This window comes from Natronosporangium hydrolyticum (assembly GCF_016925615.1).
GTDB classification, from domain to species: domain Bacteria; phylum Actinomycetota; class Actinomycetes; order Mycobacteriales; family Micromonosporaceae; genus Natronosporangium; species Natronosporangium hydrolyticum.
Genome location: NZ_CP070499.1, coordinates 5588946 through 5603482 on the forward strand (window position 1 = coordinate 5588946; position 14537 = coordinate 5603482).

At 70.4% G+C, this 14537-nt stretch carries 20 protein-coding genes and 1 tRNA gene; 7 read left to right on the forward strand and 14 right to left on the reverse strand.

What is annotated here, in order from left to right:
- Positions 1-95: 95 nt before the first annotated feature.
- Positions 96-371 (forward strand): hypothetical protein, encoded by a 276-nt coding sequence (locus JQS43_RS25440; RefSeq protein WP_239676890.1) that lies wholly within the window; start codon positions 96-98, stop codon positions 369-371.
- A 77-nt stretch (positions 372-448) separates the two neighbouring features.
- Here JQS43_RS25440 and JQS43_RS25445 read toward each other — a convergent pair whose 3' ends face one another.
- The 3 genes from JQS43_RS25445 to JQS43_RS25455 all read right to left on the reverse strand — a co-directional run bounded on the left by JQS43_RS25445 (position 449) and on the right by JQS43_RS25455 (position 3525).
- Positions 449-1588 (reverse strand): PP2C family protein-serine/threonine phosphatase, encoded by a 1140-nt coding sequence (locus JQS43_RS25445; protein WP_239676891.1) that lies wholly within the window; start codon positions 1586-1588, stop codon positions 449-451.
- An 81-nt stretch (positions 1589-1669) separates the two neighbouring features.
- Positions 1670-2911 carry an MFS transporter gene (locus JQS43_RS25450; protein WP_239676892.1) on the reverse strand — a complete coding sequence of 414 codons (1242 nt, stop codon included), beginning with the start codon at positions 2909-2911 and terminating at the stop codon, positions 1670-1672.
- Positions 2908-3525 (reverse strand): ArsR/SmtB family transcription factor, encoded by a 618-nt coding sequence (locus JQS43_RS25455; protein WP_239676893.1) that lies wholly within the window; start codon positions 3523-3525, stop codon positions 2908-2910. The genes JQS43_RS25450 and JQS43_RS25455 overlap by 4 nt, the downstream gene beginning before the upstream one ends.
- A 188-nt stretch (positions 3526-3713) precedes the next feature.
- On the opposite strand from JQS43_RS25455, the gene JQS43_RS25460 reads away from it, so the two are divergent.
- Positions 3714-4379 (forward strand): TetR/AcrR family transcriptional regulator, encoded by a 666-nt coding sequence (locus JQS43_RS25460; protein WP_239676894.1) that lies wholly within the window; start codon positions 3714-3716, stop codon positions 4377-4379.
- Positions 4380-4391: 12 nt separating this feature from the next.
- On the opposite strand, the gene JQS43_RS25465 is transcribed toward JQS43_RS25460, so the two are convergent.
- On the reverse strand, positions 4392-4775 hold the full coding sequence (locus JQS43_RS25465; protein ID WP_239676895.1) for a fluoride efflux transporter FluC: 384 nt from the start codon (positions 4773-4775) through the stop codon (positions 4392-4394).
- On the reverse strand, positions 4772-5293 hold the full coding sequence (locus tag JQS43_RS25470; protein ID WP_420847720.1) for a fluoride efflux transporter FluC: 522 nt from the start codon (positions 5291-5293) through the stop codon (positions 4772-4774). Before JQS43_RS25470 ends, JQS43_RS25465 begins: the two co-directional genes overlap by 4 nt.
- A 415-nt stretch (positions 5294-5708) precedes the next feature.
- Between JQS43_RS25470 and JQS43_RS25475 the strand changes: the two genes are divergently transcribed.
- Positions 5709-5855 carry a hypothetical protein gene (locus JQS43_RS25475; protein WP_239676897.1) on the forward strand — a complete coding sequence of 49 codons (147 nt, stop codon included), beginning with the start codon at positions 5709-5711 and terminating at the stop codon, positions 5853-5855.
- Positions 5856-5905: 50 nt separating this feature from the next.
- Here the strand turns inward: JQS43_RS25475 and JQS43_RS25480 are convergent, their stop codons facing one another.
- The gene (locus JQS43_RS25480) at positions 5906-7087 is read right to left on the reverse strand and encodes a dienelactone hydrolase family protein (RefSeq protein WP_239676898.1); all 1182 of its coding nucleotides are present in this window, start codon (positions 7085-7087) and stop codon (positions 5906-5908) included.
- 145 nt (positions 7088-7232) lie between these two features.
- Between JQS43_RS25480 and JQS43_RS25485 the strand changes: the two genes are divergently transcribed.
- Entirely contained in the window at positions 7233-8444 is a 1212-nt protein-coding gene (locus JQS43_RS25485; RefSeq protein ID WP_239676899.1) for a site-2 protease family protein, read from the forward strand.
- A 115-nt stretch (positions 8445-8559) separates the two neighbouring features.
- Entirely contained in the window at positions 8560-9447 is an 888-nt protein-coding gene (locus tag JQS43_RS25490; RefSeq protein WP_239676900.1) for an arginase family protein, read from the forward strand.
- Between the two features lie 6 nt (positions 9448-9453).
- Here the strand turns inward: JQS43_RS25490 and JQS43_RS25495 are convergent, their stop codons facing one another.
- From JQS43_RS25495 to JQS43_RS26150, 3 genes are all read right to left on the reverse strand, one after another.
- Entirely contained in the window at positions 9454-9954 is a 501-nt protein-coding gene (locus JQS43_RS25495) for a hemerythrin domain-containing protein (RefSeq protein WP_239676901.1), read from the reverse strand.
- 239 nt (positions 9955-10193) lie between these two features.
- Positions 10194-10448: an ABC transporter permease gene (locus JQS43_RS25500; RefSeq protein ID WP_338037195.1), complete on the reverse strand. Its 255-nt coding sequence runs from the start codon at positions 10446-10448 to the stop codon at positions 10194-10196.
- A gap of 3 nt (positions 10449-10451) precedes the next feature.
- Entirely contained in the window at positions 10452-10577 is a 126-nt protein-coding gene (locus JQS43_RS26150) for a hypothetical protein (RefSeq protein WP_275580983.1), read from the reverse strand.
- Between JQS43_RS26150 and JQS43_RS25505 the strand changes: the two genes are divergently transcribed.
- Positions 10567-10866: a hypothetical protein gene (locus JQS43_RS25505; protein WP_239676902.1), complete on the forward strand. Its 300-nt coding sequence runs from the start codon at positions 10567-10569 to the stop codon at positions 10864-10866. The two genes, JQS43_RS26150 and JQS43_RS25505, sit on opposite strands and share 11 nt — an antisense overlap.
- An 11-nt stretch (positions 10867-10877) precedes the next feature.
- Here JQS43_RS25505 and JQS43_RS25510 read toward each other — a convergent pair whose 3' ends face one another.
- From JQS43_RS25510 to JQS43_RS26425, 4 genes are all read right to left on the reverse strand, one after another.
- Positions 10878-12224, reverse strand: a complete 1347-nt coding sequence (locus JQS43_RS25510) for an FAD-binding oxidoreductase (RefSeq protein ID WP_239676903.1) — start codon at positions 12222-12224, stop codon at positions 10878-10880.
- Positions 12225-12341: 117 nt separating this feature from the next.
- Entirely contained in the window at positions 12342-12755 is a 414-nt protein-coding gene (locus JQS43_RS25515; RefSeq protein ID WP_338037196.1) for a cytochrome P450, read from the reverse strand.
- A gap of 46 nt (positions 12756-12801) precedes the next feature.
- The gene (locus JQS43_RS25520; protein ID WP_239676905.1) at positions 12802-13209 is read right to left on the reverse strand and encodes a VOC family protein; all 408 of its coding nucleotides are present in this window, start codon (positions 13207-13209) and stop codon (positions 12802-12804) included.
- Between the two features lie 205 nt (positions 13210-13414).
- Positions 13415-13936: an LLM class flavin-dependent oxidoreductase gene (locus JQS43_RS26425; RefSeq protein ID WP_239676906.1), complete on the reverse strand. Its 522-nt coding sequence runs from the start codon at positions 13934-13936 to the stop codon at positions 13415-13417.
- Between JQS43_RS26425 and JQS43_RS26155 the strand changes: the two genes are divergently transcribed.
- On the forward strand, positions 13910-14290 hold the full coding sequence (locus JQS43_RS26155; protein WP_275580984.1) for a hypothetical protein: 381 nt from the start codon (positions 13910-13912) through the stop codon (positions 14288-14290). The genes JQS43_RS26425 and JQS43_RS26155 overlap by 27 nt on opposite strands.
- 164 nt (positions 14291-14454) lie before the next feature.
- Here the strand turns inward: JQS43_RS26155 and JQS43_RS25535 are convergent.
- Positions 14455-14528 (reverse strand) — tRNA-Gly (locus JQS43_RS25535).
- Positions 14529-14537: the final 9 nt, after the last annotated feature.

Sequence of the window (14537 nt, forward strand, 5' to 3'; positions counted from 1 at the left end):
GCCATGTTACCAGCGAGTAACCCAGTTCGTTACCCCTCAGTAGGAAGACTCGTTGGTCCTGGCACGCGCACACCGACCCCCCGGGAGGAATTGTCGTGTTGACCACTGCACCCACCGACGCCACCGAACCCACCGACGCCACCGAACCCACCGATGCCACCGAACCCACCGATGCCACCGCGCCCGCTATCGAGCCGCCAGCCGGGCCCGAGATCGCCGCGCCGAACAGACTGGATCCCGCCCCCGGCCGGTCGACGCGCCCCCGCCGGTACGTAGGCCGGCACCGCGCCAACCGGCTGGCCCGGTTCGTCGGCAGGGTGGCGCTTCCCGGCGCTGGGACTGCCCGGCCAGCCGAGAACCCACTGGGTTGACCATGGGGCTACGCCCGCTGGGTTGACCATGGGGTTAGGGACCGAAAATGGCCCCAACCATGTACCTAGGTCCATGATCAACGCGGGTCCGGGGCGGCGGTGTTGAACTCCCAGCTCGGCGCCGGCCGCTCCGCGGCGCCGTTGGCTCCGGTGTACTCCATCAGCACCAGCGCGATGTCGTCATCCAACCGGCCGCGTACCCACTCCACCAGGGCGGTCTCCAGCGACGCGAGCCCGTCGTCGACCCGGCCGTGACCGAGCAGCCCCCATGCCCGGTCAGCGGTCGGGAAGAACTCGCCGTCCCGGCGCGCCTCCCCCAGACCGTCGGTGAACAGCAGCAGCCGGTCGCCCGGCTCCAGCCGCTCCACCCGGGTCTGCACCACCGGCATGAACCCCAACGGTGGCGCAGTCGCCGGCGGCTCCAGCGGGATGGTCGCCCCACGCCGGAGCAGCAGCGGCGCCGGGTGTCCGCAGTTGACGATCGACAGCGTGCCACCACGCTCCTCCAGCAGCACCGCGGTGACGAAGTCCTCGTCCCCCACCGACCTGGCCACCGCCCGGTCCAGGTCGGCGACGACCGCCCGCAGGTCGGCCCGCTCATAGGCGACGTGCCGGTAAGAGCCGAGCACGATGCTGGCGAGCCGGACCGCGTCCAACCCCTTGCCCCGCACATCGCCCACGATGATCCGCACCCCGTACGGCGTGTCCAGCGCCTCGTACAGATCGCCGCCGATGTCGGCGGCCGCGGTCGCCGAAACATACCGGCCGGCCACCGCCAAGCCGCCTACCTGGGGCCCGATCGGCCGCAGCACCGCCTGCTGGGCGACGGTCGCCAACCGGGCCAGCTCCGCGATCCGCTCCGCCTGCCGCTCCCGCAGGCTCGCCACCACCGCCGCGATCGCGGTCGCCAGGGTGACGCCGGCGACGTTGACCCCGGACTGCAAGGTCGGCTCGGGAGCGGCGAGGTTGAATCCCAGCGCCACCAATGTGGCGAGCACCCCGATCAGCAGCACCACCCGCCAGCCGGCGAAGACCGCCGCGAGGAACGGGGCGGCCGCGATCAGGCCGACGTAGTTGGGTTCTCGACCGTCTGCCAGCTCGACCGCCGACACGAGCGCGAGCAGCACCAGCGCCGCGCCGATTCCGGCGCGGGAAGCGGGGCTCAGCGGGCCTCGGCCTCGGACGAGCGGCAGCAGTTTCATAGTCGATAACAGCATGCCTGATCTCGGAGCCAAACTGACCAACGTTGACCGAACGCCGATCCGGAACTGACCCGGTGGTCTGCCCGCCTCCGCCGCTCAGACCGTGGCAAACGAGGTCTGCCGCAGCTCCCGCCGGGTCAGCGAGTAGGCCAGTTGCAGGATGAGTCCGCCACCGCAGACCGCGCAGGCCACCGCCACGCTGGCGGTGCCGGCGAGGACGCCGAAACCGGCGACCGACAGCGGCACTGCGGCGGAGTCGGTGAGGCCGATCACCGAGCCGACCCGAGCCAGGTACGACTCTTCGACGATCGCCTGCACCGCGCCGGCTAGCAGCGGCGACGCCACGCCGGCGGTCAGGCCGACGGTGATCGTCGCCGCCAGCGCGACCGGGAACGGCGCGAAGCCCACCACCACGAGCCCGACCGCCTGCCCGAGCAGGGCGACCAGCGCCACCAGCACCGGGCGGCGCGGGCGCCACCGGAGCATGCCGACGGTCGCCAGCGCGGCGGCCGCCCCGATGCTGCCGAGCAGCACACCGAGGCCGCCCGCGCCCCACCCTTCGTCGGTGGCGCGCAGGGCGAGACCGACTGCGGTCACCGGGGCGGCGAAGACATTCAAACCGGCCACCGCGATCAGCAGGCCGCGGACCCGGGGGGTACGCCCGATGTAGGCGAGGCCGGACCGGATGTCGGACCACATGTTGGCGCCGCCGGCCCGTTCCCGGGGCCAGCGCGGGCGGATGAGCAGCAGTAACACAGCGACCATCGCCACCAGGAACGCCTCGGCGGCGAGCACACCGGCGAGCCCCAGCGCCGCCACGAGCAACCCGGCCAGCGGCGGTCCACCGATTCCGGCGGCCCGGTCGGCGAGCTGGCGGACGCCCGCCACCTGGCCCATCTCGCTAACCTGCCGCAGCTGGCGGGGGAAGGCGAAGGTGGCCGGGTTGTACATCGACATCGCGGTGCCCGCGCCCAGCGCGACCGCCAGCAGCAGCCAGATCGACGCCCCGGTGGTCAACAGCACCGCTAGTCCGCCCAGCATGACCAGGAGCAGCAGCAGGTTGGCCGCGACCATCACCCGGCGCGCCTCGGTCCGGTCCACCAACGCGCCGCCGAGCAGCCCCAGCACCGCCTGCGGCAGCACCGCGGCAGCACTGACCAGGCCGACCTGCGCAGGTGGGGCGACCTGCGCAGCGGTGTAGACCAACCCCACCATGATCATGGTGTCGCCCAGTGACGACAGGCCGTGGCTGGTGACCCAGCCGAACAGGCGGGCGTCCCGGCGCAGCGGCGGCAGCGTGGGATCGGCGGTCGCCGTCGACGTGACCGGCGCGCTCATCGTGGCGCCGCCGGGCCCGCCGCGGCCGGATCGTCGGGGAACGCGTACAGCAGAATTAGGAACGGTCGCCGCTCGCCGCCGGCCGCGGGCGGATCGGCGCTGCGCTCGGCCCACCGGCCCAGCACCGCGTTCAGCTCGGCCTGTGCGGCCCGGGCCTCCTCCGGGGTGAGCGAGAGGAACGACCTGGTGATCGAGGATGCCTCCCGCCACGCCGGGTCTTGTTGATCACCCGTCTCGAGGTGCCGGCGGAGGCGCTGCAGATCCCCGCCCACCAGTTGGTGACTGAGCTGTTCGGCGATCGCCCGGTCCGCCGGGTCGTCGAACAGGTCCGGGTCCCAGTCGGTGCTCTCCATCACCGCCCGCCACCAGCTCTCTCGCCGGTCCCGGTTGAGCTCCGGCGCGCGGACCACCCAGCCGCCCGTGGCCAACTCTCGGAGGTGGTAGCTGACCTGGCCGGGGTCGCAGTCGGTATGGCTGGCCAGCGTGCCCACCGTGGCCGGGCCGCGCTGCATCAGCAGCCGCCACAGCCGTTGCCGCAGCGGGTGCGCCAGCGCCCGGAGCGCCGCCGGGTCGTCGATCCGCCGCCGCTCGCGCGGCCGTTCGCCATCCACCATGCCGAACACCGTACGAGCGGACCGAGAGATGCACAAGACTCCTACTGGATCTTACTAAGTTAGATATATGCGCTCGATGCGGCAGGTCGGCTTCGGCGTTCACGGGCTGGTATCCACAGTGCCGAAACGGCCCGAAGCTGCTTCAATGGGGAGACAGAAAGCCGCATCGGCGCTCACATGGGAGGCCAGTGCTCAACGCCCGCAAAACTCCCCGCCAGAAGCGTTCCCGCGAGACGGTCGCGGTGATCATTGAGGCGGCTGCGCAGGTCTTCCAGCGCGAGGGGTACGCGGCCACCACCACCAACAAGATCGCCGAGCGAGCCGGGGTGTCCATCGGGTCGCTCTACCAATACTTCCCGGACAAGGACGCGCTGCTGGTTACGCTGGCCGAGCAGGAACTCGCCGCCGCCACCGAGGTGATCGAAGGCTTGCTCGCCCAGCTCGGCGCGGCCGGGACGTCCGGTGCGGAACTGCTGCGGGAGCTGGTGTACGCCACCGCCGCCAGCCACATCGAGCAACCCCGACTGCACCAGCTTCTCTTCGACGAGGCACCGCGGCTGCCGGCGCTGGTGACCCGTTTCCGGCTGACCGAACGACGGCTCGCCAAGGCGCTGGCTCCGCATCTTGAACGCTCCGGCGAGGCCACTGCCGACCGTGAACTCGCGGCGCTGCTCGCGATCCAAGGCATCGCCGCCCAGTTGCACGGCGCCGTGCTCGATCCACCCGAGGGCTACACCTGGCGGGACTGCGTGGAGCAGATCATCACAATGTGGAGCCGTGCCCTACAGCTGGGCGAAGCCCAGTCGGAGCCCCGCCACCCCGGTCCGATCCCCCCTGCCCAGCGGTCCGGCTGACCCGCCACCCCGTCATCCCCACAGTACGATCGCGAGCGCGCCCGCGCCGAACGCGGCGCCGAGCCCGGCGGCGACGCTGGCCACCACGTTCAAAATCGCGTAAAGCCAGGAGCCGGTCTCCAGCAGCCGCATGGTCTCGTAGCCGAAGGTGGAGTAGGTAGTCAACGCGCCACAGAAGCCGAAGCCGACTCCGGCCATCACCAGTCCCGGCACCGCGCCGGCGATCGCCCCGGCCGCGACGAACCCGAGGATCGCCGATCCGACCACATTGACCGCCCAGGTCCCCCAAGGAAACGCCGAGTCGAACCACGACTGCACCCACCGGTCGGCCAGGTAGCGGGCCGGCGCCCCAAGCATGCTCCCGGCCAGGACCAGCAGCCAAGTAGCGGCCGTCATGCGTCACCCTGCCGACCGACGGCCTGGACCAGCTCGGCCCGTCCCCCGATCCCCGCCGGGTGGACCCCGGCCCGGCGGCGGATGACCCATCGAGTGCCGGCCATGCCGGCGGCCACCGCCAGCAACCCGGCGACCGCGGTGCCGGCGAGGTAGAGCGCTGCCGTGCGCACCGCGGCCTCCTCGATCAGGTGCTGCGCCTCCACCATATGAAACGAGAAGGTGGTGTAGCCGCCCAGCACCCCCACCCCGAGGAACGGGCGCACCAGCCGGTGCCCGCCCCACACCTCGGTGACCAGCACCATCAGAGCGCCGATCAGGAGACACCCGGAGACGTTGACGCCGAAGGTGGTCCACGGGAACGCTCCCGGCTCAACCGGCGCCCACACCCCTAACCCGTACCGCGCCAGGCCGCCAACGCCACCGCCGAGTGAGATCATCGCCAGCACCGACCACGGCGCCCGCCGCAGCTCCCGACGCTGTCGGGCGACCCGCAGGTCGACATCCGAATCGACCGGCATCGCTGCTTTCGCCTGCTCGCTCAACGTCACCCCTGCCAGCTAGATGGACATCTGCCCGGCAGGGACCGTTGGCGGCACGAGACCGCAGATTATCCGCACTGTAACCACGCGGATGCGGTGAGCCCCACCACCGCTACTCAACGGGCCAGAGTACCTGTCGCGTAGCCGTTATGCCGATGTCACCCGGTTGCACGCGTGTGATGTGCTTCCCGAGTCCCTTTCACAACGTGCGAAAACCAGAGGAGCGGCTTCGGTGGGCAGGCGCGCAGGTAGAAGATCCGGGTCCAGTCGCGGTGGGAGATCACCTCGTCGCCAATCAGCCCGCCGGTCGTCGCCGGTCGCCAGGCGCTCGTCCGGCGGCGGCCTACGGTTCGGTGGCCGCCGGTTCGGTGGGCCCCGGGTTGGTGGGCCCCGGATGGGGGGTGGCGGCTTCGGCTACAGCCGATACCGCCGCGGCAACGCCGGGTGCGGCTGTATCGGCGCGATCGTCGCCGTGGTGGCGTTGTTCGTCGTCCTGCTGGTCGCGCTGATGCTGCTCGGGGTCTTCTCGCTCAGCCTGTAACGACCGGCCAGCAGTTGGTGTTGCTCGGGTCGCGACGCCCCCGCCCCGGCTCAGCACCCACCGCTCAGGTGCCGGCGCAGAAACGCCGCGATCCGCGGGCGGGCAGCGGCCGCCGAGGACTCGTCGTAGCCGATACCCACCACCCGCATGACCCTCGCGACCGGGTCCCGGTGATCGTTGAGGAATCCGTGGCCGGCCGCCGGATACTCCATGACGTCGTGCTCGACCCCCGCGCTGGTCAGGGCCTGATCGAGCCGGCCGGCGGCGCCCCGGGCACCGGGAGTCCAATCCCGGCCCCCGTAGCTGGCGACGATCGGGCAGGCGCCGCGGAGCAGTGTCGCGGCGTCCGATGGCACCGTCCCATAGTTGATGGCGGCTGCCGAGTACCCGGGCCGCGGTGCGAGGAGGAGCGCGAAGCCACCACCCAGGCAGAATCCGATCACCCCGATCCGGCCAGTGCAGGCAGGCTCGTCGGCCAGCCTCGTCCGGGCCGCCGCAAGCTGTTGGAAGGCGGTGCCGTCCCGGGCCAGCGCGTCGCGGATGAACGCCCGCAGGCAGCGACCGGCGCCGCCCCAGTGGAACAGGTCGGGGGCGAGCGCCAGGAACCCTTCCGAACTGAGCCACCGTGCCTGCGCTCGTAGGTCGGGGCTCATCCCCGCGGCGTCATGGACGATGATGACGCCGGGCCAGGGTCCGGCGCCCACGGGCCGGCTGAGATAGGCGGGCATCCGGCCGGTGGGCGAGGGTACGACGACGTAGCTCGACCGGGCCGTGGCCGGCTGCTGCTCCAGATAGTCCCGGAACCGTTGCCAGGTCTGGCGTTCCTGGCGCTGCCCGAGCCGGCGCAGCAGGGGTCGCACCAACATGAGTGGACCGCGCGGGATCAGATCCCACGACCAGTGCAGGACCGTGCCGTCGGGGCTGGGTTCGATCCGGAGCTCCCCCACGACATCGAGGCCCGGCGCATGGGTACGCGAGCCGAGGCGGACCGGTCGTTGGTAGTCGGTCAGCTCGATCGTCATGGTGCGGGTGGGGCGGGTAGCGAGGTCGGCCTCGAACCGCGTACCGGCGCCGATCGGGCCTGGAGTGATCTGGCGTACCCGACGCAGCCGGGGGTTGTAGCGCGGCTCGTTGCGTTCGTCGGCCAAGGTGTCGAAGACCACCTCGGGCGGGGCATCGACCGCCTGGGCCCCCTCGATCCGCTCGACGCGGCGCGACTTCCCGCTCACCATGGGCACTTTCTACCCATCCTGCGGGAAACCACACGGGTCCCGAGAGCTATCTCGCATGGACCGGATATCCCCTGAACACCGCCGCTCAGTGAGGCCGCAACCGACTCTTACCGTGAGTCATCTGGCCGGTGACACAATTGAGCTGATGGCGAACCGTGCCGCCACGGGGGGTGAGCAGGTGCGGCAGTCGATACGTTTCGGCCGGATCGCCGGTATCCCGATCGGCAGCCACTGGTCCGTACTAGTGATCATGCTGTTGCTGGTGTGGCTGCTGGCGTTGACGATCCTGCCGGCCAGCGCACCCGGGGAGCCGGCCGGTCTCTACTGGCTGTTGGCGGTGCTGGCGGCGGTGCTGTTCATGGCGGCGCTGCTCGCCCATGAACTCGCCCACGCCCTGGTGGCCCGCCACTACGGCGTACGGGTCCGCGCGATCACGCTGTGGCTGCTCGGCGGCGTCTCCGAGCTGGACGGGCGGGCCCCGCACGCCCGCGGAGACCTATTCATCGCGCTGGCCGGCCCGATCGTGAGCATCGCCGCCGCCGGCGGGTTCGCGGTGCTGGCGGCCGGCGCCTCGCTGATCGGACTCGATCCGCTGGTGGTCGCCGCGCTGGTGTGGCTGGCGATCGTCAATGTCGTCCTCGGAGTCTTCAATATGCTGCCGGCGGCGCCGCTAGATGGCGGCCGGGTGCTGGCGGCGGCGCTGTGGGGCCTGGGTCTGGACCGGGCCGCCGCCCAGCGGGTGGCCGCCCGGGCCGGCATGGTCTTCGGCGCCATCCTGATCGCCGCCGGCCTGGCCCAGGTCATCGTGCTGGCCTGGCTCGGTGGGCTGTGGCTGGCGTTGATCGGCTGGTTCCTGATCACCGCCGCCGGCGCCGAGACCGCCGGCACCCGGCTCCGGGAGACCGTGGGCGACCTGCGGGTGGCGGATGTGATGACCACCCCCGCGGTTGCCGGCTACGCCCACCAGACCCTCGACGACTTCGCCGCCCGGGTGGCCGGCGGCAGCCCACACCGCAGCTACCCGGTGCTCGACATCGGCGGGCGGCTCACCGGGGTGGTGACCCTGGCCCAACTCGGGCGGGTGCCGCCGGCGAGGCGACCCACCACCCGGCTGGCCGATGTCCAGACGCCGCGGGACCGGACCGCGGTGCTCGATCCGCAGACCTCGCTGGTGGACGCGGCACCGCTGCTGCTCGCACCGGGTCACCGGCTCGCCCCGGTCCTCGACCGGGAGCAGCTGGTGGGCGTCGTGTGCAGCGGCGACCTGACCCGGGCGACCGAGTTGGCCTCGCTCGGCGTGCGGCCATCCCGGCAGCAGGACTCACCATCTGCGACCACCGAGGGACGGGCCGAGTGATGGCGAACCCGCCGCCGTGCGTACCGAAGCTCTGGCCCACCGATCAGTTGCCGTAGTGGCACCGAGCGAAGTAAGCGCGGCCGCAGCTGTCGCACCCCTCCTGAAAACTGAGCACATGTCGACCCTCACGGTCCTGGACGCACCCAGCAACCTCGGGCTCCGACCCTCGGCGGCTGGTGAGGCGCCGGGCTGCCGACAGCTCCCGGCTGCCCTGCGCGCACAGGGGCTGCTCGCCCGGCTGGGCGCCACCGACGCCGGGGCGGTGACGCCACCGGACTATCACGACTACGGCTGGCGCCCGGGTGACGGGGTGCGGCACTCCGCCGAGATCGCCGGATACTCGCGGCGGCTCGCCGACCGGCTCGGCAGCCTGCAAGGCAGCGGGCACGTCCCGCTCGTACTCGGAGGTGACTGCAGCATCCTGCTCGGGGTCATGCTGGCCCTGCGGCGCCGCGGCCGGTTCGGGCTGGTCTGTCTCGACGGGCCGGACTTCCGGCACCCTGGCAACTCCCCACATGTCGGCGGAGCCGCCGGGGAGTCACTGGCGCTGGTCACCGGCCGCGGCAGCCCCGACCTCGCGGACATCGACCGGCTGGCGCCCTACCTCCGGGATCAGGACGTAACCCTGATCGGCTGCCGGGACGACGACGAGTTCCGCACCGAGGCCGAGCAGACCTTCCACACCGTGCGCGCCGCCGAGGTCGCGACCGCCGGTCCGGCCGCCGTCGTCCGCGCCGCGCTGGCGCGACTACGCGACCCCGCGCTGGCCGGGTTCTGGGTTCATCTCGACGCGGACGTGCTCGACCCCAGCGTCATGCCCGCAGTGGACACTCCAGAGCCCGGCGGGCTAAACCATGACCAGCTGCGCGCACTGCTAACGCCGCTGCTCGCCGCACCCGGTTGGGTCGGTCTCGATGTCACCATCTATGACCCCACTCGCGACCCGGACGGCACCGCCGGGGTCGCCCTCACCGAGACACTGGTGACCGCGCTCGGGTCATGACCTCCCTCAGGGGTCGGCCGCAGCCGGGCTCGGAGCCCACAACGGCCCCAACACGGCGCCGGGTTCGGCATCCAGGGCCAAGGTCGCCAACACCTGCCGGAGCTGGCGTTCCTCGTACCGGAAGTGCGACTCCATGATCGCTGCCAGGCCCTCCAGGTGCCGGGACAGCTCCTCGGGCGGGGCGGCCCGAGCCACCGCCGCCTGGAGGCCGCCGAGTAGGTGCTCGATCATGGAGTGATCCTGCTGTAGGTATCGCAGCGCCTCGCGGAGCTCCGGATACTGCTCGGCGATCGCCGGAAACAGCTGCCGATCCTCGCCCTCATGATGGGCCGCCAACGCCGCGCAGAAGCCGTGGCAGAACAACAGCAGATCCCTGGTCGCAGGCTCCGCTGGCGCACCAGCGGCCACCGCCTCCCGGGTCACCGCGAGCGCATCACGCAGTCGATCGTGGACGCTGTGCAGCTCCCAAGTCCAGGCCACCAGCCTGGCCTGCTCGCCCTCAGCCACAGGGGGAGGGCGAAGGGACGACGAACATCGTCGTCGTGCTCCCTTCGGTCCGGCGCCTCCATGCCTGGCACAGCCTGCCACCGACACGCGACGCTGCCCCCAGGTTACCGGACTGCCCGCGGCAGTTGCGAACCCGACGATGCGCCAACCGGTGATCGGTTAGCGCATCGAAGGCCGGCGTGGTCAGCTCACCCGGGAACGCAGGGCGAGCAGGGCAAGGGTCGTGGTCACTACTACCATCACTCCGATAGCTGCGAACCCGCGGCGACCCGGCCGCTGTCCCAGCCGGTCAGGACAAGGGCGCGTTGCGCCTCGATGACGTAGGTGACCGGGTTGAACTGGGCTACCGCCTGCACCCACCCGCTCATGGACTCGCGGGGTCCGAACGACGGCGCGAGAAACAGGAACGGGAAGAAGATCGGGAAAGCGGCCTGGGTGATGGCGGCGCTGCCGGTCTTTAGCGCGATCGCGTAGCTGATCGCACCGTAGGCCAGCCCTCAGCACGCGGTGAGCACAATGACCACTAGCGCGCCACCGATGCCGGTGGCGAAGGTGCCGTACCCGTCCTGAGTAAACGGCAGCGTTACCGACAGCCAGACTGGCCAGGCGGACGTGGCCGACATCCGTCGCCGCCAGGACGCTGGCGAGATCGCCTCCGACCTCGACCCGGCCCTCTTCCTGCTCGCCATCATGGTCGCCATCATGGGCGCCATCGCCGCACCGATCACCCTGCCCCAGGTCGCCCGCCGGATGGGCATCGACCCCAGCGCACCCAAGTTCGAGGCGCGCTACGCCGAGGAGGTCAAGCGGTTGATCCGAGCGCAGTGGGCCGAGACGCTGGTCGACGGGGCCCCGGAAGGCCCGGACGGCGCGTACCTGAGCCACCCGCCGACCCGGAGGGCTTCCGGCTGAGCAGTTGCAGGTCAGCTGTCCGCCGGTGGAATGTTCGGGTTGAAGCAGAAGCGGTTCTGGGGATCCCAGCGTGCCTTGAGCTGGCGCAGCCGTTCGTAATCCTCGGGCAGGTACGCGTCGCGGGTCAGGTGAACGCCGGTGTTTACCCCGGCGAGGAAGTTCAGCTCCGCGCCCGGTACCGACCAGGGCGCAAGGGCGTCGAGGAAGGCCTGCTGCGCGGCGGCGATGGCGGGTGCCTCTGCCGGCTCGGGCACAAGGGACGCCACGTAGACGTTCAGGACTGCACCGCGCGGGCGGCGGGCTGCTCCCGGTACGGGGGCCGCTCGGTCCAGGGCGCCGCCCAACAGCCGCACCTCCACGCCGAACACCGACCCCGACCCCGCCCGCTCTACCAGGACGTCGAGCAGCCCCGCGTCCGGGCGGGCGAGCCGCACCGTGCGGCTTTGGCTAGGAACCGGGGACGGTGGGTCGCCGTGGACGCTGCCGGACTCGCGGTAGGGCAGGACAGCGAGCGTGTCCTGGAACGCCGGGGGCAGGGCATCACGCAACTCCGCGAAGCGTCGGCGGCCGACTTCCAGGTCGGTCCCCACGTATGCCAACCGGATCTGTAGCACGTAACGGCCGTTGAGCGACTCCGGCAGTGTGTCGTCCTGCGGGAACTGGGTCATGAAAAACGACGTCGATGTCTCGTCGTCCAGAGTCGCCGTCCATCCCGTCCAGGTGTCCAGAGCCGCCCGCAAGTGTTCGCCGTCGAGAAAGAGGCGGCCGCCGTAGATTCGCTCGACGGGAAACAGCCGGACGGTCAGGGAGGTGACAATCCCGAGGTTGCCCTTGCTCCCGCGCACCCCCCAGAAGAGGTCCGGCTCGTTATCCGGGGTGACGTGGCGCAGCTGGCCGTCAGCGGTGACCACGTCGAACGCCACGACGTGGTCCCAGGCCAGGCCGTGGGCGCGGGACATCAGGCCGAGGCCACCGCCCAGCGTGAACGAGACGGCGCCGACGAACGGCGCCGACCCGCTCAGCGGAACCAGGCCGTGCGGCTCGGCCGCGGCGATGACTCGCTCCCACCGGACGCCCGCCTCGATAGTCGCCGTGCCCGCCACTGGGTCGACGCTGACCCCGTCCAGGCGACGGGTGTTGAGGAGCACCGCATCATCGGCCGGAACCGAGGCGCCGTGGCCGGTGGCCTGGACCGCCACCGGCAAGCCTCGGTCGGCGGCCCACCGCACAGCTTCGACGACGTCGGCCGCGCGGGTGACACCCACGATGACCGCCGGATGATGCGTAACGGTCAGCTCGAACCCGGACCGTTCCTCGTCGTACCCCTCGTCGCCAGCGAGGACCACTGGTCCGTCCACGAGGGCCGTGAGTTCCTTGACGGCGGCTCGGTCCAGGGAGTGGCGTGGTCTGGTTGTTTGCTCGTGCACCGAAATCCTTTCACGGTGGGTATTCGGCGGTCGGAGTCGAGGGGGTCGTCACAGGTGTACCGGCAGCGCGCGGATGCCCAGTGGCAGAAGATTGCTGTGGTGCTCGACATCGTCAACTGGCGCTGCCAGACGGACGCCCGGGAATCGGGCAAGCAATGCGCCCATACCGACCGACAACACCGTCCGGGCCAGGTCGGCGGCCGGGCAGGCGTGCGGGGCGGAACCGAAGGCGATGCTGCGGTCCGCGACGCGGTCAACATCGATCCGGTCCGGCTCCGGGAAGTACTTCGGGTCGCGGGAGGCTGCGCAGACCAGCGGGAGCACCGCCGCGTCCGCGGGAACCGGCGTCGTCCCGAGTACCACGTCGCGGGTAGCCACCCGCAGCAGGCCGTCGTTGCTCGACGGATAGCAGCGCAGCAGTTCCTCGATCGCGCCGGCGATGGCGGCCGGGTCTTCGCGCAGGCGCGTCGTGCGGCAGGCTGCCGTACCGGCTCCCGGGGCGGGATGCTCAGAGCGCCGAGAACAGGTCTACGGCGTTGCCGTCAGGGTCCTTGACGGTGGCGTAGCGCTGGCCCCACGGTGCGTTCCAGGGCGGCAGGTGACCCTCGTAGCCGGCGCTGACGAGGTCGTCGTAGGCTGCGTCTACCGCAGCGGGGCCGTCGTACTCGAAGGCGAGCGCGAAGCGGTGGCTGCCGCCGGCCGGGGGCTGCCACTGGGAGTCGAACGACCGAACCGTCTCGGCAGGGTCCCAGGCTAGGCGCAGACCGCCGGGAAGCGTCACCTCGACGTGCGGCGCCTGGTCCGCCTCCGGTGGGATATCTAGGCCGAGACGCCGGTAGAACGCGAGCGTCTTAGGAAGATCATCGGCGACGATCCCGAACATGGAGAGCTTCGCCGATGCGGTGGGGCTGGGCATCTAAGTTTCCCTTTCGTTCTGTGCGTTAGCAAACGTGAATGGCATCACACCTTGACGAGTTCGAATGATCTCGTCCCCTTTGGTGAATCCGTATCGGACTCTAGCCGACGGAACGTACGTATTCAGCTGACAGGCCTAGGTCTTTGATGATCTCACTGCGGTGATCTGAGGTCGATTGTAGTCGCTTAAGCGTCGAAGCCGGCCGTTACGTACCATGCAGATGGCCCACCGGATCATCCATCCGATTGCGATCATGAAGCTGGTTCAGATAGGGCACCACGTCGGTCATGAACCTGCTGACGCTGTCCAGTGCCGGGTAGTCACGGAAGTAGATGCCGAACTCGGTGACCCCCGCATCGACGTACCGCTGAAGCTTCTCAAGGATGCGCTCGGGTGTCCCGATCAGATTGCGTCGCATGTAGATGTCGGGATGATCGCTCCAAAGAATGGTGACGTGCGGGCTGGACAGCCACCGGTCGCGCTCCAGCTCGTCGTCGAAGAGTCGGCAGTCGAGAAAGATCACACACTGTTCGGAACGAGCCGCGTCGCCCCGTTCTCTGGGGTGAACTCGTCGACCATCCACATGCTGTCGGCGACGAGCGCATACCACGGCCAGGGCGGTGGTACGAACGTCTGATCGGCTTGGTGGCTCACACGGGAGCGGCGGCGTGATGAGCTCAGCTTCGGCCATCATGCCGAAGTGGCCGCCCTGGCTGAACCCGAGCAAGACTTCTGGCTGCGCAAGGCGGAGACCCTCGGCTGGTCCCGCAACGAGCTACGGCAGGGTGTCCGCGCCAGCCTGCGTGAGCGGGAGAAGCCCGCCGATCCGCCGGCCGAGGACGCGCCACCGGTCGCCGATGGGACCGACGAAGGCACCGGCCCGAACGTCGCGAGCCTGCCCGTGCTGACCGTAAATGAGTCGGGCCAACGCCTCGACATCCAGCTCACCCCCCGGCAACTGGACATCATCCGCCAGGCCGCGGACAGCGCTCACGTCACGATCGACATTTGGGTCGCCCGGATCCTGGAACAGGCCGCCAGCCAGGCCGTCGGCTTGACCGACCAGGACTCCGCCGCCTGACCAGACTGCGGCCGGGGTCCTGCGACGGCAGGGCCCCGAGACCCGGCGGAACCGGAATCTGACCACTAGTGCCTCGGCACGATAGGTTGGGGCACCCAACAGCAGATCAGCCGATGGCATCGATCGCCGATCAGGCCGCTGATCTGCCGACCTGCCGAAACTCCTGGAGCGGGTGAAGGGAATCGAACCCTCACTGTCAGCTTGGGAAGCTGATGTTCTGCCATTGAACTACACCCGCAGGTGATGA